This is a genomic window from Streptomyces sp. NBC_00370 (genome assembly GCF_036084755.1).
Lineage (GTDB): Bacteria > Actinomycetota > Actinomycetes > Streptomycetales > Streptomycetaceae > Streptomyces.
This window is the reverse complement of sequence record NZ_CP107968.1, coordinates 4591290-4616236: the sequence shown is the minus strand read 5'-3', so window position 1 is coordinate 4616236 and position 24947 is coordinate 4591290. Positions and strand designations below refer to the sequence as shown.

The 24947-nt window shown below is 70.5% G+C and carries 21 protein-coding genes and 5 tRNA genes; 9 read left to right on the top strand and 17 right to left on the bottom strand.

Translation table 11 applies throughout. The annotated features are described in order from the left end of the window. From OHS57_RS20610 to OHS57_RS20600, 3 genes are read right to left on the bottom strand one after another with little or no spacing between them, the layout of a single operon-like run. Complete coding sequence (locus tag OHS57_RS20610) at positions 1 to 930, bottom strand: metal ABC transporter permease (RefSeq protein ID WP_328582953.1); 930 nt, start codon at positions 928 to 930, stop codon at positions 1 to 3. Beyond that, positions 917 to 1768 carry a metal ABC transporter ATP-binding protein gene (locus OHS57_RS20605; RefSeq protein ID WP_328582952.1) on the bottom strand — a complete coding sequence of 284 codons (852 nt, stop codon included), beginning with the start codon at positions 1766 to 1768 and terminating at the stop codon, positions 917 to 919. The genes OHS57_RS20610 and OHS57_RS20605 overlap by 14 nt, the downstream gene beginning before the upstream one ends. Next, on the bottom strand, positions 1765 to 2697 hold the full coding sequence (locus OHS57_RS20600) for a metal ABC transporter solute-binding protein, Zn/Mn family (RefSeq protein ID WP_328582951.1): 933 nt from the start codon (positions 2695 to 2697) through the stop codon (positions 1765 to 1767). The genes OHS57_RS20605 and OHS57_RS20600 overlap by 4 nt, the downstream gene beginning before the upstream one ends. Positions 2698 to 3360: 663 nt before the next feature. Here OHS57_RS20600 and OHS57_RS20595 point away from each other — a divergent pair. Next, on the top strand, positions 3361 to 3531 hold the full coding sequence (locus OHS57_RS20595) for a hypothetical protein (protein ID WP_328582950.1): 171 nt from the start codon (positions 3361 to 3363) through the stop codon (positions 3529 to 3531). 29 nt (positions 3532 to 3560) lie between these two features. Here the strand turns inward: OHS57_RS20595 and OHS57_RS20590 are convergent. From OHS57_RS20590 to OHS57_RS20565, 6 genes are all read right to left on the bottom strand, one after another. After that, positions 3561 to 3634, bottom strand: a tRNA-Lys gene (locus tag OHS57_RS20590). Between the two features lie 177 nt (positions 3635 to 3811). Then, complete coding sequence (locus tag OHS57_RS20585) at positions 3812 to 6259, bottom strand: DEAD/DEAH box helicase (RefSeq protein WP_328582949.1); 2448 nt, start codon at positions 6257 to 6259, stop codon at positions 3812 to 3814. Positions 6260 to 6462: 203 nt separating this feature from the next. Further along, the gene (locus OHS57_RS20580) at positions 6463 to 7083 is read right to left on the bottom strand and encodes a hypothetical protein (RefSeq protein ID WP_328582948.1); all 621 of its coding nucleotides are present in this window, start codon (positions 7081 to 7083) and stop codon (positions 6463 to 6465) included. A 139-nt stretch (positions 7084 to 7222) separates the two neighbouring features. Beyond that, positions 7223 to 7588, bottom strand: coding sequence for a fluoride efflux transporter FluC (locus OHS57_RS20575; RefSeq protein WP_328582947.1), 366 nt, complete (start codon positions 7586 to 7588; stop codon positions 7223 to 7225). Then, on the bottom strand, positions 7585 to 8022 hold the full coding sequence (locus OHS57_RS20570; RefSeq protein ID WP_041995508.1) for a FluC/FEX family fluoride channel: 438 nt from the start codon (positions 8020 to 8022) through the stop codon (positions 7585 to 7587). The genes OHS57_RS20575 and OHS57_RS20570 overlap by 4 nt, the downstream gene beginning before the upstream one ends. 116 nt (positions 8023 to 8138) lie before the next feature. Next, positions 8139 to 8489, bottom strand: a complete 351-nt coding sequence (locus tag OHS57_RS20565) for a metallopeptidase family protein (RefSeq protein WP_041986830.1) — start codon at positions 8487 to 8489, stop codon at positions 8139 to 8141. A 75-nt stretch (positions 8490 to 8564) separates the two neighbouring features. Between OHS57_RS20565 and OHS57_RS20560 the strand changes: the two genes are divergently transcribed. Next, complete coding sequence (locus OHS57_RS20560) at positions 8565 to 10232, top strand: metallophosphoesterase family protein (RefSeq protein WP_107070067.1); 1668 nt, start codon at positions 8565 to 8567, stop codon at positions 10230 to 10232. 48 nt (positions 10233 to 10280) lie between these two features. Further along, positions 10281 to 10353, top strand: a tRNA-Glu gene (locus tag OHS57_RS20555). Between the two features lie 67 nt (positions 10354 to 10420). On the opposite strand, the gene OHS57_RS20550 is transcribed toward OHS57_RS20555, so the two are convergent. The 4 genes from OHS57_RS20550 to OHS57_RS20535 all read right to left on the bottom strand — a co-directional run bounded on the left by OHS57_RS20550 (position 10421) and on the right by OHS57_RS20535 (position 13594). Continuing rightward, the gene (locus OHS57_RS20550; protein ID WP_328582946.1) at positions 10421 to 11203 is read right to left on the bottom strand and encodes a L,D-transpeptidase family protein; all 783 of its coding nucleotides are present in this window, start codon (positions 11201 to 11203) and stop codon (positions 10421 to 10423) included. A 42-nt stretch (positions 11204 to 11245) separates the two neighbouring features. Continuing rightward, positions 11246 to 12043, bottom strand: a complete 798-nt coding sequence (locus OHS57_RS20545) for a hypothetical protein (RefSeq protein WP_328582945.1) — start codon at positions 12041 to 12043, stop codon at positions 11246 to 11248. Beyond that, positions 12044 to 12577, bottom strand: coding sequence for a SigE family RNA polymerase sigma factor (locus OHS57_RS20540; protein ID WP_041986845.1), 534 nt, complete (start codon positions 12575 to 12577; stop codon positions 12044 to 12046). It lies immediately after the preceding gene. 93 nt (positions 12578 to 12670) lie between these two features. Next, a complete protein-coding gene (locus OHS57_RS20535) occupies positions 12671 to 13594 on the bottom strand; it encodes a MerR family transcriptional regulator (RefSeq protein WP_328582944.1) in 924 nt (307 codons plus the stop codon). Between the two features lie 197 nt (positions 13595 to 13791). On the opposite strand from OHS57_RS20535, the gene OHS57_RS20530 reads away from it, so the two are divergent. From OHS57_RS20530 to OHS57_RS20515, 4 genes are all read left to right on the top strand, one after another. After that, positions 13792 to 13866 (top strand) — tRNA-Asp (locus tag OHS57_RS20530). A gap of 20 nt (positions 13867 to 13886) precedes the next feature. Beyond that, positions 13887 to 13960: transfer RNA gene (locus OHS57_RS20525), tRNA-Phe, on the top strand. A gap of 115 nt (positions 13961 to 14075) precedes the next feature. Then, the gene (gene hrpA, locus OHS57_RS20520) at positions 14076 to 18014 is read left to right on the top strand and encodes an ATP-dependent RNA helicase HrpA (RefSeq protein ID WP_328582943.1); all 3939 of its coding nucleotides are present in this window, start codon (positions 14076 to 14078) and stop codon (positions 18012 to 18014) included. A gap of 101 nt (positions 18015 to 18115) precedes the next feature. Beyond that, a tRNA-Asp gene (locus OHS57_RS20515) sits at positions 18116 to 18190 on the top strand. 576 nt (positions 18191 to 18766) lie between these two features. Here the strand turns inward: OHS57_RS20515 and bldC are convergent. Both bldC and OHS57_RS20505 read right to left on the bottom strand, forming a co-directional pair. Beyond that, on the bottom strand, positions 18767 to 18973 hold the full coding sequence (gene bldC / locus OHS57_RS20510) for a developmental transcriptional regulator BldC (protein WP_003949541.1): 207 nt from the start codon (positions 18971 to 18973) through the stop codon (positions 18767 to 18769). 492 nt (positions 18974 to 19465) lie between these two features. After that, entirely contained in the window at positions 19466 to 20347 is an 882-nt protein-coding gene (locus tag OHS57_RS20505; protein WP_041986895.1) for a hypothetical protein, read from the bottom strand. Positions 20348 to 20502: 155 nt separating this feature from the next. Here OHS57_RS20505 and OHS57_RS20500 point away from each other — a divergent pair, with 155 nt between their 5' ends. Together OHS57_RS20500 and OHS57_RS20495 are read left to right on the top strand one after the other, a co-directional pair. Continuing rightward, on the top strand, positions 20503 to 21585 hold the full coding sequence (locus OHS57_RS20500) for a Leu/Phe/Val dehydrogenase (RefSeq protein ID WP_041995512.1): 1083 nt from the start codon (positions 20503 to 20505) through the stop codon (positions 21583 to 21585). A 256-nt stretch (positions 21586 to 21841) separates the two neighbouring features. After that, positions 21842 to 22093 carry a DUF3073 domain-containing protein gene (locus OHS57_RS20495; protein WP_041986897.1) on the top strand — a complete coding sequence of 84 codons (252 nt, stop codon included), beginning with the start codon at positions 21842 to 21844 and terminating at the stop codon, positions 22091 to 22093. Between the two features lie 118 nt (positions 22094 to 22211). On the opposite strand, the gene purM is transcribed toward OHS57_RS20495, so the two are convergent. Beyond that, on the bottom strand, positions 22212 to 23291 hold the full coding sequence (purM, locus tag OHS57_RS20490) for a phosphoribosylformylglycinamidine cyclo-ligase (protein WP_041986900.1): 1080 nt from the start codon (positions 23289 to 23291) through the stop codon (positions 22212 to 22214). Positions 23292 to 23380: 89 nt separating this feature from the next. After that, entirely contained in the window at positions 23381 to 24907 is a 1527-nt protein-coding gene (purF, locus tag OHS57_RS20485) for an amidophosphoribosyltransferase (RefSeq protein WP_328582942.1), read from the bottom strand. Positions 24908 to 24947: the final 40 nt, after the last annotated feature.

The window sequence follows — 24947 nt, the reverse complement described above, 5'->3', positions numbered from 1 at the left end:
TCATGTCCGGCCGCCGGCGAAACGCACGGAGCGGGTCATGACGTACGCGACGACATAGCCGGCGAACGCGAACGTCGTCACGTAGAAACCGATCGGATAGGGGGAGTAGTACGCGGTGATCAGCCCGAGCCAGGTCACCGCCACGGCGATGGCCACGGACAGCGCGAGGCTCACGGCGGGCCGGGCGCTCAGGATCTGCGCCGTGGCCGCCGGCATCACGAGCAGCGCGAACACCAGCAGCGAGCCGGTGATCTGGCTCGCCTCCGCCGCCGCGGCGCCGAGCAGCACGAGGAAGGCCGTGGACAGCAGCCGTACCGGTACGCCGCGACCGGCGGCCACGTCCGGGTCGACGGAGGCGAACAGCAGCGGCCTGCCGATGACGGCGAGCACCGCGAGGACGGCGGCGGTCACGGCGAACAGCAGCCACACCTGGGCTGTGGTGATCCCCAGGAAACTGCCGAACAACAGCGAAGTGACCCCGCCGAGCAGCCCCTTGTACAGCGTGGTGAACAGAAACCCGCAGGCCAGCAGGAACGCCTGGACGGTCCCTGTGACGGCCGACTCGTGCCCGCCGGCCGCCCGCCCGGCGCGCGGCAGCGCGGCGATGACGAGCGCGGCGGCGACGCAGAACGTGAAGTACCCGTAGACCGCGCCGACACCGAGCAGCGCGGCGCCCGCGGCGCCGGGGAAGCCGACGGTCGCCACCGTGTGCCCGGCGAAGCTCTGCCGCCGCAGCACCATGAACCAGCCCATCACGGCGGCCCCCACCGCGATCAGGGTGCCGGCCCGGAAGGCGTTGACCATGAAGGGGAACGCCCACATCTGGCGCAGGTCGGTGAGCAGGTTCCAGGACCAGCCGCCGGGCCCGACGGACCACCCGGCGGACAGCCCGGCCGCGCCCGCCGCGCCGTACACGTCAGCCGTCAGCACGGCCGGCCCCCGCGTGCCGGTCGGTGTGGACGGCCGGTGCCTCCGGCTGTCCTACGACCACGAGCCGGCCGTCGGAGGTCCGCAGCACCTCGACGGGCGTGGAGTAGAGCCGGCTCAGCGTCGCGGATGTGATGACCTCCGCCGGAGTACCGGCCACCGCACCGCCCTCGGCGAGATACACCACCCGGTCGAGCCGGGACAGGATCGGGTTGACGTCGTGCGCGACCATGATCACGCTGACCCCCTCCGCCCGGCAGACATGGCCGACGAGCGCGGCGACCGCCGCCTGGTTCGGCAGGTCGAGGCTGTCCAACGGCTCGTCGAGCAGCAGCAGTTCAGGACGGCGTACGAGCGCCTGCGCGATGAGCAGCCGCTGCTGCTCGCCGCCCGAGCAGCGCCCGATCGGCCGGTCCGCGTACGCCTCGGCGCCGACCAGCGCGATCACTTCGGCGATCCGGTCGGCCGCCGCCCGGCCGCGCGCCCGGCCGGCGGCCCGGAGGCCGCCGAACAGTGGCACGCCCCACCGGTCGCCGTCCCAGCCGAGCCGCACGATGTCGGTGCCGCGCATCCGCAGGGACGCGTCGAAGCTGCGCCGCTGCGGCAGACAGCCGACCCGGCGCCCCGCCCGGCCCGGCCGTCCGCCGAGCACGCGTACCTCACCGGCCGCCGGGGGCAGTACCCCGAGGAGGACCTTCACGAGCGTGGACTTGCCGACCCCGTTGGGTCCGAGCACGGCCACGAACTCCCCGGCGCCGACGTCCAGATCGACCCCGGACCACAGGGTCCGCCCGCCGACCCGCACGGCGGCGCCGCGCATCGACACCACAGGGGCGGTCATGGGCGCGCCGCATCGGCCAGCGCCCGCTGGATGCCCTGGAGTTGACGTACCTGCCAGGCCTGGAAGGAGGCACCGGCCGGGGTCAGCGTCTCGGTGACGGTCGCCACCGGAATCCCGTGCGCCTCGGCCGCCTCGACCTGGGCCCGCACGTCGGGGGTCGCGTTCTGGCTGTTGTAGACGTAGACCTTGATCTTCTTATCGGCGATCTGCCGGTCGATGGCCGACTTGTCCTTGGCGGTCGGGTCGGCGCCCTCACTGACCGCGTTCAGGAAGGAGTCGGGCGTCAGCATCTTCAGCCCGAGCCCCTCGGCGAGCGGGCTGACGATCGACTCGGACGCGCCGACGGGCGTGCCGGCGTAGGCGGCCCTGATGTCCGCTATCAGCTTGTTGTACGGGGCGAGGGTCGTCGTCTCGAAGGTCTTCTTGAGCTTGTCGAAGTCGGCCGCGTCCGCCGGGTCCTTCTTCTTGTAGTCGGCGGTGATCCGCTCGACGACCTGGTGGACGTCGTCCGGCGAGTACCAACGGTGCGGATTGCCCCCGGCCTTGACGCCGACCAGCTCGCCGACGGTCAGGTCCGTACGCCCGGACGACGGGCTGGACGCCAGCAACTTGCCCGCCCAGGAGTCGTATCCGACGCCGTTGACGATCGCGTACCGCGCGTCGGCGACGGTACGCGCGTCGGCCGCCGTGGGCTCGTAGTCGTGCGGGTCGGCGTCGGGGTTGTCGATGATGCTGGTCACCTGCACATGGCTGCCGCCCAGTTGGCCGGCGATGCTCCCCCAGAAGTTCTCGGCGGCCACCACCCGGATCGGCCCCCCGCCGTCCTTGACGGCGCCGCCGGACGACGAGGAACTGGAACAGGCGGCGACGCTCGTCGCGGCCAGAACGGCGACACCGCCGACGGCGAGCCGGGTGCGGACAGCATTCATGGAACGGAATCTCCTCAGCGAGACCGGACGGCTCGGCGGGCTGCCGACGCTCCGGACGTCCATGACGCTAGATGGAAACGATTGTCAGAACCAGAGCCGGTACTGGAATATGAAAATCATCACCATTAATTGAGCCCAGCAGCTCACAACCAGGGCGCCGGACCAGAGTCGGTGTCCCGAACCGCTCTCACGCGCCGGAGACGCGGTCCAGCCAGTCGCCGAACAGCGCGCGCTCGTGGGGGGTGAGCGTCGCGAGTTCCGGCAGCGCGGCGCGCAGGGTGACGGCGGCGGCGACCGGACCGGCGGGCGCCCCGGCGGATCCGCCGGTCAGGATCGTCGCGCAGACCGCCTCCCAGGCGAGGTCCGCGAGGCCGCGCCTTCGAGGGCGCCGACCAGCTGCTGCTCGTCTCCGCGAACGAACCGGATCCGGACCGCGCCCTGGCTCTGCACCGCACCGCCGTCGAGGCCGCCGTCACCGCGGGCGCCGGGGGCGCATCCTCTACACCAGCCACCAGGCCGCCGCCTTCGACAGCCCCTTCGGCCCCGCGCACACCCACCACGCTCACCGCCGGCGCCGCGCCGACGTTCGAGGAGATCGCCGAGATCGCCTCGGAACTCACCGGGCACACCGTCGAGCTCGTCGTCACGGACGAGGAAGAGTGGATGGCCGACCAGGTCGCCCAGGGCACGCAAGAGTTCATGGCGCGCTTCCAGCTCGGCTTCTACCGGACCGCACGACAGGGCGGTTTCGCCGGCGTCGACCCCCTGCTCGGCAAGCTTCTGGGCCGGGAGCCGCAGACGGCACGCGACGTACTCTCCCGGCCCACCGGCTGACAGCCGGCAGCCGAAGGGACCTGGTGGGGTAGGCCGTGTGGGACTTGAACCCACAACCAACGGATTAAAAGTCCGCTGCTCTGACCAATTGAGCTAACGGCCCAGGCACAACAACCCGAGCATAGCCCGCCGGGGGGCGCGGGCCGATCGGGTATCCGGTCGTCGGCGGGTCATGAAGCGGGGCAGCACAGCGACAGGGCCTGTGCCCCACCTGGTCGGTGGGGCACAGGCCCTGTCGTCGTGTCAGTCAGCCGTGCCGGTCAGCGGTACGGCCGGACGGTCAGCCGTTGCGCTTCCAGCGCGGCTTGTCGTCGCGGCGGCCGAAGGAGCCGGTGCCGGTGCCCGTCGAGCCACCGCGGTGGTCGTCACGGCGGCCGGTGGGCCGGTCGTGACCGCCGGTGCGGAAGCCGCCGCCGGCCGGACGGTCGTCACGGCGGTCGCGGTTGAACGGACGGTCGCTGCTCCGGTGGTCGCGGTTGAACGGACGGCCACCACGGTCGTCGCCGCCACGGTCGTCACGGCGGTCGCGGTTGAAGCCGCCGCCCGTGCCGCCACCGGTGTTGCTGTCCCTGCGGTCGTCACGGCGGAAGCCGCCGCCCGCCGGACGGTCGTCACGGCGCTGGAACCCGCCACGGTCACCGCCACGGTCACCGCCGCGGTCGTTGCGGTCGCGGTTGAAGCCGCCACCGGTGTTGCTGTCCCGGCGGTCGTCACGGCGGAAGCCGCCACCGGCCGGACGGTCGTCACGGCGCTGGAAGCCGCCGCGGTCGCCGCCGCGGTCGTCCCTGCGGTCGTCACGACGGTCGTCGCGGCGCTGGAAGCCGCCACGGTCGCCGCCGCCCTCACGCGGGGTGTAGCCACGGGCGCCACCACGGCCGCTCCGCTCGCCGCGGTCGTCGCGACGCTCGAAGTTGCCCCGGTCGTCCCGCTTGCGGTCGTCGCGCGGCGCCGACTGCTCGGGTACGGCAGCGGCGGCAGCCGCCGCCTCCACGGCGCGCTCGGCCTCGGCGGCCACCTCGGCCACCGCCTGCTCGGGGTCGTCGCCACGCTCGCGCGCGGCACGGGCGACCAACCGGTCGGCCTCGCCACGCAGTTCGGTGGCGCGACGCTGCACGCGCTCCAGCTGCTTGGTCAGCTCGACGGCCTCGCGCTCGGCCTGCTTGGCCGCGTTGTTGGCGGAGTCGGCCTGGACCTCGGTGAGCGAACGGGCGCCGGTGATCTCGGCGACCTCCGTCTCGAAGACGCCGGTTCCGCCGACGATGTGGCGCGAGGCGTCGACGCCCGCGTCCTCCATCATCCGGAAGATCTGCCGGCGCTGGTGCGGCAGGGCGAGCGACACCACGACGCCCGACTTGCCGGCGCGGGCGGTACGGCCCGAGCGGTGCAGGTAGTCCTTGTGGTCACCGGCCGGGTCCACGTTCAGGACCAGGTCGATGCCGTCGACGTGGATACCGCGCGCGGCGACGTCGGTCGCGACGAGCGCGTTGACGTAGCCCTTCTTGAAGTCCTCAAGAACGCGCGTACGGGCACCCTGCGTCATCCCGCCGTGCAGCGCGTCGGCCTTCACGCCCGAGTCGCTGAGCTGCTCGGCGATACGGTCGGCGCCGAGCTGCGTCCGTACGAAGATGATCGTGCGGCCCTTGCGGGCGGCGATCGCCGCCGTGACGGGCGCCTTGTCCTTGGGCTTCACGACGAGCACGTGGTGGCTCATGGTCGTGACGTTGCCCTGGGCGCTGTCGACCTCGTGGCTGACCGGGTTGGTCAGGTAGCGCTTGACCAGCGTGCCGATCTCGTTCTCCATGGTGGCGGAGAACAGCATCCGCTGGCCGCCGGCCGGCACCAGGTCGAGCAGTTCGGTGACCTCGGGCAGGAAGCCCAGGTCGGACATCTGGTCGGCCTCGTCGATGACCGCGATCTTGACCTCGCTCAGCGAGGCGGCGCCGCGGTTGATGATGTCGCGCAGCCGGCCAGGGGTGGCGACCAGGATGTCCACGCCGCGCTCAAGGGCGTAGATCTGGTTGCTCATCGACGTACCGCCGCAGACGACCTTCATCTTCAGGCCGAGGACGTCGCCGTACGGCTGGAGCGCGTCGGCGACCTGCATGGCCAGCTCACGGGTCGGCGTGAGGATGATGCCGCGCGGCTTCTTCTTCTCGGTGTGGCCGCCGGTGAGGGTGGCCAGCATCGGCAGACCGAAGGAGAGCGTCTTGCCGGAGCCGGTACGGCCACGGCCCAGGATGTCCTTGCCGGCCAGGGCGTCCGGGATGGTCGCCGCCTGGATCGGGAAGGGCGAAGTGACGCCGTTCTGCGCCAGCTTGCGGACGATGCCTTCCGGCAGACCCAGGTCGGTGAAGGTGATGCCCGGGTTCTCGGCGTTGTTGTCCGTGACGGCCGGCGTCTCGGGCGTCACGGCAGCCTGCGGCGCCTCGGCGGCCGGGGTCTGCGTCGCCGGGGTCTCCGTCGCCGGGACCTGCGCGGCAGCGGTCTCGGGCGCCGGGGTCTCGGTCGGCTCGGTGATCAAGGTCTCGGTGTTCGTGGTGTTCACGGTCTCCGTGTTCGTCGTGCTCGTCGTCTGGGGGCCCGAAGCTTCGGCAGCCTCGGGGGCCGTCTCCGTACCCGTGAGGGTCTCTACGGTCTCGACAACCGCTGCGATCTCGGCGATCGCCTCGGGGGACTCGTTGGACTCGTTCTCGGGCATGACGGCGTGGTCAGTACTGGAAATGGACATGCGAAATGCGAAACCTTCCGGAGTCTCGGCACGCGCCCAAACTCCGTGATTCGCAAATCGACCGCCTCAATGCGGTCAGCCACGGCAAGGGAGAGTACGCGCCACGCGGCGCTCTTCTGTGTCGGCGCCAGGCAATGGTCAAACGATCTACTACCATACGCATCCTTCCCCCGCTTAGGCAAACGCCCTCGCTGCGACCCCCGTCACACCGGTCCCACCTGCGGCGATGCCGACGGCTCCCGGCGCAGTCCCGGGCCGCCGGCACCCGCCAGCGCGCCCGTCCGCACATCGGCCGCCGGAGAGGCCGACGGCGGCTCGGCCGGCGGCCCCGGGTCGGGGTCGGTGCCGGGCCCGGGGCCCGGATCGGGATCGGCCGGCTGCGAGGGCTCGGTCGACGGGTCCTGGTGCGGGCGGTGCGGCCGGTGCGGGCGGTGCCACCACGGCGCTACGGACGGTGCGGGCAGCTCCCCCGGCGGCGCGGGGTCGGCCGTGCCCGCCAGACCGCCACCGGGCCGGCTGTCCGGCGACGGGCCGCCCGAGGGGTGCGGCCGCGCCGAAGCCCCTTCGTCCTGCCCGCCCTTGGCGCCCTTCGGCGGTCGCGCCGAGCCGTACACCCCGTCGTCGCCCCGCCAGTCGCCCGACGGGCCGGCCACCGCGCCCGTGCCGCCGTCCGGCTCCGTGCCGGCGCCGTGGTGCCCGGCGGAGTGCGCGGGGGACGGCTTCCGCGCGTCGTGGCCGACGCTCACGCAGCCGGCCGAGGCTGCGACCGCCAGCGAGGTGGCGATCCAGAGAGCGAGACGGCCTGGGGCGGGCAAAGGGCGCACGAGTGGCACCTCCGAGGGGCACGGACGCGGTCCGCCCCGGCGGTGGCGGGGGCGGGATTTCACTGCCCAACGCGCTTTTCCCGTCCGGGGACACGCCCTCGCCCGCCCTGACCGGGCGGGTACGGGAAGCCGTCGCGCCTCAGTGCCCGAAGAACCCCCGGCCCAGCTCCGTCCCGAGGAACACGGCCCCGAGCCCCACGAACAGCGACACCAGCACATTCGCCGCCGAGAAGAACTTCCAGCCGCGCTCGGCCAGCCGCAGCGTCTCGTACGAGAAGGTCGAGTACGTCGTGAGCGTCCCGCACAGGCCCGTACCGATCAGCGCGTACGTCCCCGACGAGACCGCCGCCCCGGACACGACCCCCAGGATCAGGCTCCCGGCCGTGTTGGCCGCCATCGTGCCCCAGGGGAAGACGGAGTCGTGCCGCGCCTGGACCGTACGGTCCGTCAGATACCGCAGCGGGGCACCGACCGCGGCCCCGACGATCACCAGCAGCCAGTTCACCGGGCCGCCTCCGTACGGTGCACCAGCCGGCGGGTCACGGTCGCCGCAGCCCAGACGGCCGCCATGGCGCCCGCGAGCGTCCCTGCCGCGTACGCCAGCGCCCTGCCCGCCTCGTCGCGGGTGAGCAGGTCGGCGAAGCCGGACGCGTACGTCGAGAAGGTCGTGAACCCGCCCAGCACCCCGACCCCGAGGAACGGCCGCACCAGCCGGTGCGCCGATCTGCCCTCCTCGCTGACGAGCACCATCAGCACCCCGATCAGCCCACAGCCCAGCAGGTTGATCCAGAAGACCGTCCAGGGAAACGCGCCGGCCGGTGTCGGCCAGAGCAGGATCGCGCCGTAGCGCGCGGCGGCGCCCACGGCGCCGCCCGCCGAGATGACGGCGAGCACCGGCCCGGGATGACCGGCCGCCAGCTCCGCGCGCTGGGCGGGCATCTGGAGATCGATGTCGGGGTCGACGGGCTCCAGCGCGGCTTCGTGGGAAGCGTCATGCCGGCTGTCGTGCCGGTCGTCGTGCCCGTCGTCGGGGAGATCCTGCCGGTCGTCGTCGCTCATCCGTACCCCAGGGCGTGCAGCCGCTCGTCGTCGATCCCGAAATGGTGCGCGATCTCGTGCACGACGGTGATCTCCGTCTCCGCCACCACGTCCTCGCGCGTCGCGCACATCCGCAGCGTAGGACCGCGGTAGATGGTGATCCGGTCGGGCAGCACCCCGGCGTACCACTCCCCCCGGTCGGTCAGCGGCGTCCCCTCGTACAGCCCGAGCAGCTCACGGTCGGCGGCCTCGGGCTCGTCCTCGACGAACACGGCCACGTTGTCCATCAGCCGGGTCAGCTCCTGCGGGATCCGGTCGAGCGCCTCGGAGACCAGCTCCTCGAACTCCTCACGCGTCATTTCCAGCACGCGGCCATTCTCCCGTAGCGCGGGTACCGGCGTCCGCCAGGCATGGCGGGTACCCGGCGTGGGCATACGCGCCCAATGGTCCGTGAGGTACTCCATGTCCCGATCCGCGCCGCCCGCACCGCCCGCACCGCCCTCGTACGACTGGAACGCCGCCTCAGGCCGCCGGGCAAGGGCCCGGCCGACTCGCTCAGCCACTCGCCGCACGCGCCGCATCCGTACACGCGCTCGTTCGGCCTGGTCGCCGTGGTGCTGCTGGGCGCCTATCTGGGGCTGCTGGTCGTCGGCAGCGTACGGACGCCGGTCGGCCCGATGGACACGCGGATGGCGCTGCGGCCGTCGCTGACCGGCGGTACGAAGATCAACGTCTCGCCGCTCGGCGCGCTCGAACTGGACTCGCACACCGGGCCCCTGCGGCTCGACGTGGACGTCGACCGGCTGGACCCCGTCCGCTCCCAGGCGCTGGTCAACCACCCGGACCGGATCTCCGGGCTCCAGGAGGAGGTCGGCCGCGACGTCGCGAACGGCGCGACCGAACTGGCCGTACGCTCCTGCGTCGCCGTCGTGTCCGGCGCGACCGCCCTGGGCCTGGCCGTCTACCGCAGGCCCCGCCGCGCCCTCGCCGCGGGCGGCCTCGCGCTGACCCTGCTGGCCGCGTCGGCCGGCTGCGCGTACGCCACCTGGAACCCGAAGTCCGTGCTGGAGCCGAAGTTCTCCGGGCTGCTCTCCTCGGCACCGCAGGTGGTCGGCAACGCCCGCTCGATCGTCACTGACTTCGACGTCTACCAGAAGGAGCTGGCCCGGCTCGTCACCAATGTGACCAGGCTGTACGACGCGACGTCCACGCTCCCCGCGTACCAGCCCGACCCGGCGACGCTGCGGGTGCTGCACGTCTCGGACATCCATCTCAACCCCGCGTCCTGGCAGATCATCAGCTCGCTCGTCGACGAGTACAAGATCGATGTCGTGATCGACTCGGGCGACACCATGGACCACGGCACAGCGGCCGAGAACGGCTTCCTCGACCCCGTCGCCGACCTGGGCGTCCCGTACGTCTGGGTGCGCGGCAACCACGACTCGGACGTCACCCAGCGCTATCTGGAACGGATGAAGAACGTCCGGGTCCTCGACAACGGCAAGGCCGTCACGGTGGCGGGCGTACGGGTGGCCGGGATGGGCGACCCGCAGTTCACCCCCGACCGGTCAGTGGCGGCCAAGGGCGACCCGGCCGAGCGGCTGGCGGGCGCGCGACTGGCGTCGGCGCTGCGCGACCAGGCCCAGGCCGGCACCCCGGTGGACATCGCCGTGGCGCACGAACCGACGGCGGCCGAGCAGACCGACGGCGCGGTCCCCCTCGTCCTGGCGGGCCACATCCACCACCGGGAGAACAAGGTGCTGCCGTTCGGTACGCGGCTGAAGGTGGAGGGCTCGACGGGCGGGGGCGGGCTGCGCGCCCTGCAGAACAACAGCCCGGAGAAGGTGAACGCCTCGGTGCTCTATCTGGACCGTACGACGAAGCACCTCCAGGCCTGGGACGAGATCACGCTGGGCGGCCTGGGACTGACCACGGCGGAGGTGAGCCGCCACCTGCCGGCGGAGGCGGGAGCGCCGGGCGCGGGCGCTTCACCGTCGCCCTCCCCGTCGGCGTCCCCGTCCCCGTCCCTCTCGCCGGGCCGGACCCCGCCCACCTCCGGGAACCCCGGTCTACCCGCGCCCACCAGCGCCGTCCCCGCGCCCGCGCGATAAACCGTTTTGGCGATACCTCGGCCGATCCCATATGCTGCTCGCGCCCTAGCCCTCATCGTCTAGTGGCCCAGGACGCCGCCCTTTCAAGGCGGTAGCACGGGTTCGAATCCCGTTGGGGGCACAATTCCAGAACACTCCAGGCCGGGACGGCGTCGCCGTCCCGGCCTGGAGTGCGTTCGGCGGAAAGATCAGCGCGCGAGCGAGGCGGCGTCGCCCATGACGACCACCGGGTGCAGCGCGGGGTCGAGGGTGCGCAGCAGCGTCTTCATGTGCGGCTCGGAGAGGCTGACGCAGCCGTGCGTGGGGCCACCGTGGTCGACGTGGAACCAGATGCCGCCGCCCTTGCCCGCGCCTTCGGGGCGGGTCCAGTCGCGCGGCGAAGTCCCCGGCCGGCGGTTGTAGTTGATGGCGACGACGTAGTCGAAGGACCCGGCGAGGGGTTCACCCGCGAAGCCCGTTCCGCCGATGGAGAAGCCGACGGGCGCGTGGTCGTACGGGAGGCGCGTACCGGGATCGCCGAGCCGGCCGCCCGCGTCGGTGAGGGCGAACACGCCGACGGGCGAACGCAGATCGCCCGCCCGGTGGTCGGCGCGCCAGCCCTCCTTGGCGTTGTGCGCGGCCCATGTGGCGCCCGCGTCCCAGCCGTTGGCGGTGCGCCGGTACAACACCACCTGGGACAGCGGGGAGTTCTTGCCCCGGCCGGTCACGATCACGACCTGGCGGGCGTTGCCGGGCACCTCGGCCAGTGTCCGCGCGCCGAGCCCCGGCAGCTCGCTGGGCAGCGGGCTCACGGTCGCTGTGGCCGTCCCGCCCGTCCCGTCCGCTCCGGAGAGGGGCGAGAGCGGCGCGGCTTGTTGCGTGTGCGGCGCGGCGTCGGTGCCGCTGCCGGACGTACCGCCGGTGCCGCAGCCGGACACCGAGGCCAGTGCGGCAGCCGCCAGCACGAGGGCGACGGGAAGGCGTGAAGGCATCGAAGATCCCTTTCGGAACGGAACGGAACGGAACGGATCGGATCAGTGGTGCGGGTACCCGTCCGGCTCGGCGGACGGGACCGCGGGCAGTACGGCGTCGTCGAGGATGTCCTCGACCTGGGCGAGGGTCGACGACGACGGGCCCCTGAGACAGACGTAGGCGTTGATCACGGGCCTCTTGACCGCGGGTTCGGGGGCGGCGCCCCAGCCCATCAGCTCCTTGTACCCACCGATCGCGCGGCAACCGTCGTCCACCTGATCCGCCGGCCGGACGGTGAACGTCTTCCGCCAGGACCAGTTGTACGGCTGGTCCTCCTGCCTGAGCACCATCAGCGCCTCGCCCGCACCGAGCCGGGAGACGGGCGCGCAGGTGAAGGGGTCGCGGGTCGGCTCGTCGCACGTACTGCCGGTCAGCCGCTGCCCGTTGCCGATGAAGATCGTCACGAGCGACCGCGCGTCGGACGTGGACAGCCGCTGCCACCCGGCGGGCAGCGGCATGACGAGCCCGAGGTCGTCCGCGTCCTTCTCCGTATCCGTACCCGCGCCGCCCGGCGACGACGAGGCGCCGACCGTTCCGACGGCGGCGGGCAGGCGCGCGGGGCGCTGCGGACCCGGGTCCAGGACGCCGGCGCCGGTCAGCGTGCCGACGGCGAGCGCCACCGCCCCGACGCCCGTCACGGCGGTCAGCAGAGCGAGCCGGCGACGCCTGCGCCGTACGACGCGGCGGCGGATCTGCCGCATCCACTGCGGCGACGCGGTGAGTTCGGGGGTGGCGTACTTGAGCAGGATGCGCAGATCGTCCTCCGCCACCCGTACCGTCTCCTCTTCGTCCACCACCATTCACCGCCCTTCCACGAGCACGTTGACGGCCAGCAGGCCGCGCAGGGAGCCCAGCGCCTTCGCGGCCTGGCTCTTGACCGTCCCGGGCCGGCAGCCGAGGATTTCGGCCGTCTCCTCGACGCTGAGGTCTTCGAAATAGCGCAGCACGACCACCGTTCGCTGCCGAGGCGGCAGCGAACGCAGCGCGACCGCGAGCGAACGTTCCAGGTCGACGGCCTCGAAGACGTCGACCCCCGCCGTGTCCCGCGACGCGTCGGGCAGCACGTCGTGCGGCACCTCGCCGCGCCAACGCCGCTGCCACCACGACGCGTACGTGTTCACCAGCGCCTTGCGGGCGTACGCCTCCGGACTCCCGTCCGGGCTCCCGGCCGCGATACGGCGCCACTTGGGCCACATCTTGGCCAGCACCGTCTGCACCAGGTCCTCCGCGAGATGCGCGTCCCCGGTCAGCAGCCAGGCGGCGCGCAGCAGGCGCGGCCCGCGTGCCGTGACGAACTCCTCGAAGTCCGCGAAGTCCGCTTCCGAGTCCGTCACCGCCCTCCTCCGGCACTGCCCCGTCGCGTCAACCCCCCACCGGGTCAACCGGTTGGAGGGAGGATCCGGTTGCCTGGGTCCCGAAAGTATTTTCTACGACCGCCCGGTCGGCCCTACGGCGAGCCGCAGCGCGCGGATCGACCAGTCAAGCGCCGGTGTCACGCGCTCCGGGGCCGGCCAGCCGTTGATCACTGCGAGCAGTTCCAGGTAGCGCTCCCTGCGGGGGTCGTTCGCCGTCTCCAGCCTGGCCAGCAGGCGTCGCAGGCCGCCGTCGTGCGCGTACCGCGCCGTGATCTCCGCCACCACCCCGTCCGCGCCGGGCGACGCCGGGTCGACGCCGGCCGCCAGGGCGGGGCGTACCTGGTCGCGGACCGTCGCCACCGGGTCGCGGCGTACGAACCCGCTTCCTCCCGCGTCGGCCGCGAGCTGCTCGGCCATGCGCCTCAGCGCGGCCCGGAAGTCCGGGTTCTGGGTGAGTTCCGCCAGTTCCACCCAGCTTTCGATCTGTTCGGGTTCCGGGTGGGCGGGCAGTTCCGGGGTCAGGGTCCGGACGAGCCCGGCGATGGCCGGGGCGGTCGCCAGGTCGCCGAACACCGCGTCCAGGAAGTCCGCGATCAGGGCGCGGCGCTCGTCCTCCGACAGCTTGGCCAGCTTGTGCATGAGATCCATCTCCTCGGGTGTGGAGCCGCGTCTGGCCACCGCCGTCAGCACCGCGCGCCGCAGCCGCAGCGTCCCGATCCGGGCCGTCAGCGCCTCGGCCTGCGCCGCCGCGGCCTCCGGGAGGGTCAGCTCACCGGCCAGGACCCGGCCGACCGTGGGCAGGTCGAGGCCCAGCTCGCGTAGCGTCCGTACGAGATCCAGGCGGGCGACGGCGTCGGCGCCGTACAAGCGGTAGCCGGCCGGGCTGCGCTCGGCGGCCGGGACGATGCCTCGGTCGGAGTAGAAGCGGATGGCGGTGACCGTCAGCCCCGTCCGACGGGCCAGCTCACCGATCGAATACAGCGTCTTGCCGTCCATGGGTTCACCCTCCCGTCTCCACCCGGTGGAGACTCAAGGCCGCCCACAGCGCGGACAGGGCATGTGCCGCATTCTGATACGCTCATCTAGCGACATCGGGCCACCCCAGCGTGTCTGTTCGATCACTCAAGGACACCGTGGAAATCCCGTTGGGAGCATGTTTGACCGTGTGCGAGACTTGTCCCGCACATCAGCGAGGTCCTGTGGAGCAGCTTGGAGTGCTCGCCACCCTGTCAAGGTGGAGGCCGCGGGTTCAAATCCCGTCAGGACCGCTGCAATCGCGAGATTGCGTGGCTGGGTAGCTCAGTTGGTACGAGCGATCGCCTGAAAAGCGATAGGTCGCCGGTTCGATCCCGGCCCCAGCCACCTCGGCCCGCAAAGGCCCGAAGCCCCCTACCGAGATCATCGGCGGGGGGCTTTCTCGTGTGCGGGCCGAAATGGTTCGCCACTCTCTCGCCCCGGGTGAGATCCTGGTTCCGGTATGTCTACTTCCCTTGCCGACCTCCAGACCCTGCTGGCCGACGTCTCGCTGCGTGACGCGCAGCGGCTCGGCCGCCGTCTCGAAGGCTCCCGGCGCATCCGCAAGCCCGAGGCACGGCAGGCCGTGCTGGACGAGATCGCCGCCGAGGCCGAGAAGGCCACCGACCGGGTCCGGCGGCGTGGCGCCCGTGTGCCCGCGGTCAGTTATCCCGAGCAGCTTCCCGTCAGCCAGAAGAAGGACACGATCCTGGAGGCGATACGCGACCACCAGGTCGTGATCGTCGCCGGTGAGACCGGGTCCGGCAAGACGACGCAGATCCCCAAGATCTGTCTGGAGCTGGGCCGCGGCGTGCGCGGCATGATCGGGCACACCCAGCCGCGCCGGATCGCGGCCCGTACGGTCGCCGAGCGCGTCGCCGACGAGCTGGACACCCCGCTGGGTGAGGCCGTCGGCTGGAAGGTCCGCTTCACGGACCAGGTGAACCCGGAGTCGACCTTCGTCAAGCTCATGACGGACGGCATCCTGCTCGCCGAGATCCAGACCGACCGCGAGCTGCTCGCCTACGACACGATCATCATCGACGAGGCGCACGAGCGCAGTCTCAACATCGACTTCCTGCTCGGCTATCTCGCCCAGCTGCTGCCCAGACGCCCGGACCTGAAGGTCGTCATCACCTCGGCGACCATCGACCCGGAGCGCTTCTCGCGCCACTTCCGCAACGCCCCGATCGTCGAGGTCTCGGGCCGCACGTACCCCGTCGAGGTCCGCTACCGGCCGCTCCTGGAGGAGGACGGCGAGGAGGGCGACCGCGACCAGATCACCGCGATCTCCGACGCCGTCGACGAGCTCCAGTCGGAGGGGCCTGGCGACATCCTGGTCTTCCTCTCCGGCGAGCGGGAGATCCGGGACACCGCCGACGCCCTGGAGAAACGCAGGATCCGCGGCACCGAAGTCCTCCCGCTCTACGCCCGGCTCTCGCACGCCGAGCAGAACCGCGTCTTCCAGCGGCACAGCGGGCGCAGGATCGTCCTCGCCACGAACGTCGCCGAGACGTCCCTCACCGTCCCCGGCATCAAGTACGTCATCGACCCGGGCAACGCGCGCATCTCCCGCTACAGCCACCGCACCAAGGTCCAGCGGCTGCCGATCGAGCGGATCTCGCAGGCGAGCGCCAACCAGCGCAAGGGCCGCTGCGGCCGTACGTCGGACGGCATCTGCGTCCGGCTCTACTCCGAGGACGACTTCACCTCGCGCCCGGAGTTCACCGACGCCGAGATCCTCCGTACGAACCTGGCGTCGGTCATCCTCCAGATGACGGCGGCCGGGCTCGGCGAGATCGAGAAGTTCCCCTTCATCGACCCGCCGGACCACCGCAACATCCGCGACGGTGTCCAACTCCTCCAGGAACTCGGCGCGTTCGACGCGGCACAGAAAGACACGAAGAAGAAGCTGACGCCCCTCGGGCGCAAGCTCTCCCAGCTTCCCGTCGACCCGCGCCTCGCCCGCATGGTCATCGAGGCCGACCGCAACGGCTGCGTACGGGAGGTGATGGTGATCGCCGCCGCGCTCTCCATCCAGGACCCGCGCGAGCGCCCGGCGGAGAAGCAGACCCAGGCCGATCAGCAGCACGCCCGCTTCAAGGACGAGACGTCCGACTTCCTCGCCTTCCTCAACCTCTGGCGCTATGTACGGGAGCAGCAGAAGGCGCTGTCGTCCTCGGCGTTCCGCCGCATGTGCAAGTCGGAGTACCTGAACTTCCTGCGGATCCGGGAGTGGCAGGACATCTACTCCCAACTGCGCACGGTCGCCAAGCAGATGGGCCTGAAGATCGGCGACGAGGACACGGCGGCCGCCGACCAGTCCGTCCATGTGTCGCTGCTGGCCGGGCTGTTGTCGCACATCGGCATGAAGGACGTGAAGGACGGCGCGAAGAACGAGTATCTGGGGGCGCGCAGCGCGAAGTTCGCGGTCTTCCCCGGCTCGGCACTGTTCAAGAAGCCGCCGCGGTTCATCATGTCGGCCGAGCTGGTCGAGACGTCCCGGCTGTGGGCGCGGGTCAACGCGAAGGTCGAGCCGGAGTGGATCGAGCCGCTGGCCGGCCATCTGCTGAAGCGCACGTACAGCGAGCCGCACTGGGAGAAGGACGCGGCGGCCGTGATGGCGTACGAGAAGGTGACGCTGTACGGCGTCCCGATCATCGACCGGCGCAAGGTCAACTTCGGCCGGATCGACGCGGAGGCCTCCCGCGACCTGTTCATCCGCAACGCGCTCGTCGAGGGCGACTGGCGGACGCACCATCAGTTTTTCCATGACAATCGCAAATTGCTGGGCGAGGTCGAGGAGTTGGAGCACCGCGCCCGGCGCCGCGACATCCTCGTGGACGACGAGACGCTGTACGACTTCTACGACCAGCGGGTGCCCGAAGACATCGTCTCCGGGGCGCACTTCGACTCCTGGTGGAAGGCCAAGCGGCGGGACGAGCCGGAACTGCTCGACTTCGAGCGGTCGATGCTCATCAACGAGAAGGCCGGCTCGGTCACCAAGGACGACTATCCGGACACCTGGCGGCAGGGACAGCTCAGCTTCCGGGTGACGTACCAGTTCGAACCGGGCGCCGACGCGGACGGGGTGACCGTCCACGTACCGCTCCAGGTGCTCAACCAGGTCACTTCGGAAGGGTTCGACTGGCAGATCCCCGGGCTGCGCGCCGACGTGGTGATGGAGCTGATCCGCTCGCTGCCCAAGCCGATCCGCCGGCACTACGTACCGGCGCCGAACTACGCGGAGGCGTTCCTGGACCGCGCCGTACCGCTCCAGGAGCCGCTGCCGGTCACGCTGGCGCGGGAACTCCAGCGGATGGTGGGCGTGCCCGTCACGGGCGACGACTTCGATCTGGGCCGGGTGCCGGACCACCTCAAGATCACGTTCCGGATCGTGGACGAACGACGGCGCAAGATCGCCGAGTCGAAGGATCTGGACGAGCTGAAGCTGCAACTGCGGCCCAAGGCCCGCCAGGCGCTCTCGAAGGCCGCTGCGGCGACCGCCGAGCGCTCGGGCGGCGAGACCATCGAGCGCACGGGCCTGACCGACTGGACCATCGGCACGCTCGTACGGATCTTCGAGACGCGCAGGGCGGGGCAGCCGGTCAAGGCGTACCCGGCGCTGGTCGACCGGGGCGACAGCGTCGCCGTACGGCTCTTCGACACGGAAGCGGAGCAGCAGCAGGCGATGTGGGCGGGGACGCGGCGGCTGATCCTGCTCAACATCCCGGTCAGCCCTGCCAAGTTCGCCTCGGACAAGCTCACCAACCAGCACAAGCTGGCGCTGTCCCGCAATCCGCACGGCTCCGTCCAGGCGCTGTTCGAGGACTGCGCCACGGCGGCGGCGGACAAGCTGATCGCCGACCACGGCGGCCCCGCGTGGGACGAGGAGTCCTTCCGCAAGCTGTACGACAAGGTCCGCGCCGATCTCGTGGACGCGACGGTCCGTACCGTCGGCCAGGTCCAGCAGATCCTGGCGGCCTGGCAGGCGTGCGAGCGCCGGCTGAAGTCCACGAACAGCCTGGTGCTCATCAACAACGCCCAGGACGTCAAGGACCAGCTGGCGGCGCTCATGCCGGCCGGCTTCGTCACCCGCACCGGGCTGCCGAGGCTGCCGGACCTGATGCGCTATCTGGTCGCCGTGGACCGCCGGCTGCAGCAGATGCCGACCAACGTCCAGCGCGACACGACGCGCATGGAGAAGGTCCACGAGATGCAGGACGAGTACGCCTGGCTGCTGGAACAGCTGCCGCAGGGCAGGCCGGTGCCGCGCGAGGTCCTGGACATCCGCTGGATGATCGAGGAGCTGCGGGTGAGCTATTTCGCCCACGCCCTGGGCACGGCCCAGCCGGTCTCGGACAAGCGGATCGTGAAGGCGATCGACGCGGCGGCGCCGTAGGTCGCGCGTAACGCCGCCATCGCCCGGAGTGAGTTCGACCGGACCCTCTGAGCTGCTGTAGAGTCTGTCTTCGCAGCCGCCGCCAAGGGGCAGCGGAACAAGGTCCTGTGGAGCAGCTTGGAGTGCTCGCCACCCTGTCAAGGTGGAGGCCGCGGGTTCAAATCCCGTCAGGACCGCATCACCGAAGAGCCCGCGTTCTCACGAACGCGGGCTCTTCGCATACTCGGAGTCGCCACCCCGCAGACCGCGCAGAAGGGCCCGCATCCGATCGGATGCGGGCTCTTCTGCGTATTGACCGCCCCGGGCCGACCCGAGTAATCAAGCATCTGTAGCCAGTACGGGCGGCTGCGACGACGGCCCGGCCATCCGCCAACCACCCTCTGCCCGACGTTGGCAAGAGGCGTGCAGTGTGACGGTAGTCACCTCAGGTTTTTCTGGAATGGGCGTTCTTACACCCTTCCTACAATCCGGCAATTTAATATGTGCAATTGTACTCACCCACCAAGGGTCCCCACAGGCGCACAAAAAAGATCGCGCTGGACCCGGCGGAGTCCAGCGCGATCGACGACTTACCCATGTTGCTTGGGTACGGAGCCTGTTGGGGCAGGCGCCCGTCGTATGGAGCTGTCAGTCGGGACGACCGTGTTGGGGGAACCCGGCTGTTGTCCCTGCGTGCTTATGGTGCTGGCGGTACTGGTGGAACAAGTGGTGCGTGTGGAACAGGTTGTGCGTGTTGATCCCTAATCTGTTGATCAAGCTTCGCTACGCTGCTGCGGAATACCCGCAAGCAGTGCGCGAACCTCTGCCTCGCGATACCGGCGATGCCCACCGAGCGTGCGGATGGACGTGAGCTTGCCTGCCTTTGCCCAGCGTGTGACCGTCTTCGGATCCACACGGAACATCGTGGCAACCTCAGCCGGGGTCAGCAGCGGCTCGGCATCAGGGGTGCGAGCGGTCATGAGCGGCCTCCTCGGGAGAACCGAACCATCTCGGTTCTTTCCTCTAAATTCTGCACCTTGACCCACGTTGCCCGAAATGGCGGACGCGGGCCGAGTCGGTTATAGGACGAACGGCTTGTCCTCGGCACTACAACTACACCATCCGTCCAGCCACGTCGGCCAAACCGATGGAATTGCCCTCTGAGGTGTTCATCAACGGCGGAAGCCGATGGACCATGCCATAGCGGACAGTCACGGCACAGTAACGATCAGTCACAGAGCGATCAGGAGTCAGCAGAACCCCCGCATAGAGTGCGATACCGAGCATTCCGCCCGTACCGGCACGGAAGGAACCCTCCCCGGACTCCTTGTCCTATTTTGACACGAGGGTGGGCGATGGGCGCAAGGCCCTTGTTAGTGCGGTCCGTCACGCTTAAGGCCCTGTTAAGAAAAAAGCCCGGATCGGGACCTTCAGACGTAGGACCTCTGACGGGCCGTCGGTCTCCGTTGCCCTCAGTTGGCGAACTGGCGGTCACGGACGGCCCGCCAGCGCTCTGTGAGCCGCCCGTAGGCCTCTCCTGCCCGCTCGCCGTCCCCTGATCGCAGCGCGGCGATCCCGGCCGCCACATCGGCCGCTGAGCGGTCCTCCGCCAGCTGCTCCTCGGACAGCACGTGCACGAGCCCGCCGTAGTCCAGCTCGACCAGCGACCGCGGGTGGAACTCCTCCAGCCACCGCCCCACGTCGACGAGACCCTCGATCATCGGACCGTCGTCGATGCTGTCCCGCAGCGCCTTGAGGCCGCGCGCCAGCCGCCGCCGCGCCTGGACCATCGGCGTCCGGTAGCGCAGGACGGGCGCACCCGGGCCGGCGGCGCCGGACTCCCCCGGCTCCCCGGGCTTCGCCGGCTCACCCGGCTCGTACGTCCGCTCGTCGTCAGAGAAGAGCGTGAACCAGCGGACCGGCACCTGCCAGACACCCGTCCTGATCCACGGCCGCGCGTCCGGGTTCCGCTCGCGCCAGCGCTCGTAGTCCGCGCTCGCCTGGACCCGCACCACGGCGGGCAGCACCGCGTCCAGCAGCGGCAGCGGCAGGACGTCGGCCAGCTCCTCCAGGGCGAGCCAGCCGCGCAGCCGGGTCCGCCACGGGCAGACGCAGACCACCCCGTCCACCTCGGTCACGAACGCGTCCGCGCTCTCGTGCACCGGCACGGGCACCGGCGGGGTGGGCAGCAAGTCCGCCAGGGCGCGGCGCAGTTCGTCCTGGACGGTGGGCGTACGGCCGCGCCGGGCGTACTCGGCCCAGTGACTCCTCTCCGGTTCGGGAAAGGCGGCCAGCGGCTCGTACACCCGCAGGTAGGACGTGTAAGGGACGAGAACCGAAGACACCGCTGGCATGCCGGAATCGTCCCACGCCCAGGGCGCACGAGAGGGTGATCCTCCGCACTGCGGCTGATCTACGCCGGGGTAAGACTTACTCTCAACCCCAACTGGTCCCTCCCACACCCACGGAGGGGCCGATCCCCGCCGCTTCGTACTTGGGAGTCACCACCGTGACCGATGTGACCGACGGCGTCCTGCACACCCTGTTCCGATCGGACCAGGGGGGCCATGAGCAGGTCGTGCTCTGCCAGGACCGCGCGAGCGGCCTCAAGGCCGTGATCGCCATCCACTCCACCGCCCTGGGCCCGGCCCTCGGCGGCACCCGCTTCTACCCGTACGCGTCCGAGGAAGCCGCCGTCGCCGACGCGCTGAACCTCTCCCGTGGCATGTCGTACAAGAACGCGCTGGCCGGGCTCGACCACGGCGGCGGCAAGGCCGTGATCATCGGCGATCCCGACCTGGTCAAGAGCGAGGAACTGCTGCTGGCGTACGGCCGGTGCGTGGCGTCGCTCGGCGGCCGGTACGTGACGGCCTGCGACGTGGGCACGTACGTCGCCGACATGGACGTCGTGGCGCGCGAGTGCGCGTGGACGACCGGACGCTCCCCCGAGAACGGCGGCGCGGGCGACTCGTCCGTACTGACCGCCTTCGGGGTCTTCCAGGGCATGCGGGCCAGCGCGGAGCGGCAGTGGGGCGATCCCTCGCTGCGCGGCCGTACGGTCGGCGTCGCCGGCGTCGGCAAGGTCGGTCATCACCTGGTGGAGCACCTGCTGGAGGACGGCGCGCAGGTCGTCGTCACGGACGTACGGGCCGAGTCGGTCGCCCGGATCACCGATCGGCATCCGGAGGTCAGGGTCGTCGTCGACAACGAGGCGCTGATTCGTACCGAGGGTCTCGACGTGTACGCGCCGTGCGCGCTCGGCGGCGCGCTGAACGACGTGTCCGTGCCCGTGCTGACCGCGAAGGTGGTGTGCGGAGCCGCCAACAACCAGCTCGCCCACCCCGGTGTCGAGAAGGACCTCGCCGACCGCGGGATCCTCTACGCGCCGGACTACGTGGTGAACGCGGGCGGGGTGATCCAGGTCGCCGACGAGCTGCACGGCTTCGACTTCGAGCGGTGCCGCGCGAAGGCGGCGAAGATCTTCGACACCACTCTTTCGATCTTCGCACGTGCGAATAGCGATGGCATTCCGCCGGCTGCCGCCGCCGACCGGATCGCCGAGCAGCGGATGGCTGCGGGGCGCGCGGGCTGACCCGGGGAGACGTGACTCACCCCGGCCGGGCGGGTCGCCCTCAAGAAGAGGTTAAAATCGCAGCTGACCAGCGAGGACGGGGCGTCTCGCCGGTCGAGCGCCGAGGCGCGTCATGCGGGCGGCGTACCGTATGGCCGCGGAAGCAGGTACCGTTGAAGCCCTACGGACGGGTCTCTCCGAGGAGAGCTCGTTCTGAAACATGAACGCGTGTCAAGACTCTGGGGCCGTCGAGCCCCGTCACCGAGGGGGTCGAGCCATGGGGCGCGGCCGGGCCAAGGCCAAGCAGACGAAGGTCGCCCGCCAGCTGAAGTACAACAGCGGCGGGACGGATCTGTCGCGTCTGGCCAGCGAGCTGGGCGCATCTCCGACAAGTCAACCGCCGAACGCGGAGCCGTTCGAGGATGACGAAGAGGAAGATGACCCGTACGCACAGTACGCGGATCGTTACAACGACGACGAGGACGAGGACGACGAGTCCGGACCCTCGGCTCAGCGCCGCGGCGCTTGACGTCTGGATACCTCCAGCAGTTCCTCACAGTGGCCCGGTCCGGGGCCGTAGTCCTGGACCGGGTTCTGTGCTGCCCCGCGGCATGACGGGCGCCGTCCCGGAGGACAGCACTCGCTGATCAGCTGCGGTAGTCGCCTGTCAGGGCGGCTCCGGTGGCATGTCCACCGCGCTCGGTGATCTCTCCCGCGACCCAGGCGTCGACCCCGCGGTCGGCGAGGGTGTCCAGCGCCGCGTCCGCCGAGTCGGCCGGCACGACGGCGATCATGCCGACGCCCATGTTCAGCGTCTTCTCCAGCTCCAGGCGCTCGACCTGGCCCGCCGCACCGACGACATCGAAGATCGGACCCGGCTGCCAGGTCGACCGGTCGACGGTCGCGTGCAGCCCGTCCGGCACCACCCGGGCCAGGTTCGCCGCGAGTCCACCGCCCGTGACATGGCTGAAAGCGTGCACCTCGGTGGTCCTGGTCAGCGCCAGACAGTCCAGCGAGTAGATCTTGGTGGGCTCCAGCAGCTCCTCGCCGAGGGTCCTGCCGAACTCCTCGACCTCGCGCTCCAGCGCCCAGCCGGCCCGGTCGAAGACCACATGCCGCACCAGCGAGTACCCGTTCGAGTGAAGACCGGAGGACGCCATGGCGATCACCGCGTCACCCGTGCGGATACGATCCGCGCCGAGCAGCCGGTCCGCCTCGACCACGCCCGTACCCGCGCCCGCGACGTCGAAGTCGTCCTCGCCGAGCAGCCCCGGGTGTTCGGCGGTCTCGCCGCCGACCAGCGCGCAGCCCGCCAGCACACAGCCTTCGGCGATGCCCTTGACGATGGCGGCGACACGCTCGGGATGAACCTTGCCGACGCAGATGTAGTCGGTCATGAAGAGCGGCTCGGCGCCGCAGACCACCAGGTCGTCGACGACCATCCCGACGAGGTCGTGGCCGATCGTGTCGTACACGCCCATCCGGCGGGCGAGGTCGACCTTCGTACCGACACCGTCGGTCGCCGAGGCCAGCAGCGGCCGCTCGTAGCGCTTGAGCGCCGAGGCGTCGAAGAGACCGGCGAAGCCGCCGATGCCACCGAGCACCTCGGGGCGCCGGGTCTTCCTGACCCACTCCTTCATGAGCTCGACGGCGCGGTCACCGGCCTCGATGTCGACGCCAGCGGCGGCATAGCTGGCACCAGTTGTCGTATCGGGCGTGGCAGGCATGGCTGGAAACCTTCGTGTCGTCGTACGGAGCGTCGTACAGGGCGGGAGAGGACGCGGGACCGGGCTCCGCCCAGCCCCGCGGGGTACCGCTACGGGCGGCGCAGGGCGTCGCTCGCCGCCGTGTCGGCCGGCCCTGCGGCCAGCTCGGTCTCCAGGAGCTGCTTGCCGAGCAGTTCCGGGTCGGGGAGATCCATCGGGTACTCGCCGTCGAAGCAGGCCCGGCAGAGATTGGGCTTGTCGATCGTGGTCGCCTCGATCATCCCGTCGATGGAGATGTACGAGAGCGAGTCGGCGCCGAGCGAGGTGCCGATCTCCTCGATGGACATCCCGTTGGCGATCAGCTCGGCGCGGGTGGCGAAGTCGATGCCGAAGAAGCACGGCCACTTCACCGGGGGCGAGGAGATCCTGATGTGGATCTCGGCCGCGCCCGCCTCGCGGAGCATCTTCACCAGCGCGCGCTGGGTGTTGCCGCGGACGATCGAGTCGTCGACGACCACGAGGCGCTTGCCGCGGATGACTTCCTTGAGCGGGTTGAGCTTCAGCCGGATGCCCAGCTGGCGGATGGTCTGTGAGGGCTGGATGAAGGTCCGGCCCACGTACGCGTTCTTCACCAGGCCCGAGCCGTACGGGATCCCGCTGGCCTCGGCATAGCCGATGGCCGCCGGAGTGCCGGATTCCGGTGTCGCTATGACCAGATCCGCCTCGACCGGGGCCTCCCGCGCCAGTTTCCGGCCCATTTCCACCCGGGACAGATAGACGTTCCGGCCGGCGATGTCCGTATCGGGACGCGCCAGATAGACGTACTCGAAAACGCAGCCCTTGGGCTTCGCTTCCGCGAATCGCGACGAGCGCAGACCGTTCTCGTCGATGGCGATGAACTCGCCGGGCTCGATCTCGCGCACGTAGGAGGCGCCGCAGATGTCGAGAGCGGCGCTCTCGGAGGCGACGACCCAGCCGCGCTCGAGACGGCCGAGGACCAGCGGGCGGATGCCCTGCGGGTCACGGGCCGCGTACAGGGTGTGCTCGTCCATGTAGACGAGCGAGAAGGCACCCTTGACCTGGGGCAGCACCTTGGGCGCCGCCTCTTCGACGGTGAGGAACTTGCCGTCCTCGTCCGTCTGGCAGGCCAGCAAAGCCGTGACCAGGTCGGTGTCGTTGGTGGCCGCGACCCGCGTCGCACGGCCGTTCTCCCTGGGGAGTTCGGCGACGAGCTCGGCGAGCTCGGCGGTGTTGACCAGGTTTCCGTTGTGACCGAGCGCGATGGAGCCGTGGGCCGTGGCCCGGAAGGTCGGCTGCGCGTTCTCCCACACCGAGGCTCCGGTGGTGGAGTAGCGGGCATGGCCCACCGCGATATGGCCCTGGAGAGAGCCGAGGGACGTTTCGTCGAAGACCTGTGAGACGAGGCCCATGTCCTTGAAAACCAGGATCTGGGACCCGTTGCTCACTGCGATGCCCGCGGACTCCTGTCCACGGTGCTGCAGGGCATACAGTCCGAAGTAGGTGAGCTTGGCGACCTCTTCACCCGGGGCCCAGACTCCGAAGACGCCGCAGGCGTCTTGGGGGCCCTTCTCACCGGGGAGCAGGTCGTGGTTGAGTCGTCCATCACCACGAGGCACGCCACCGAGTGTAGGCGAGATCGACCACTGGTCCGAATTG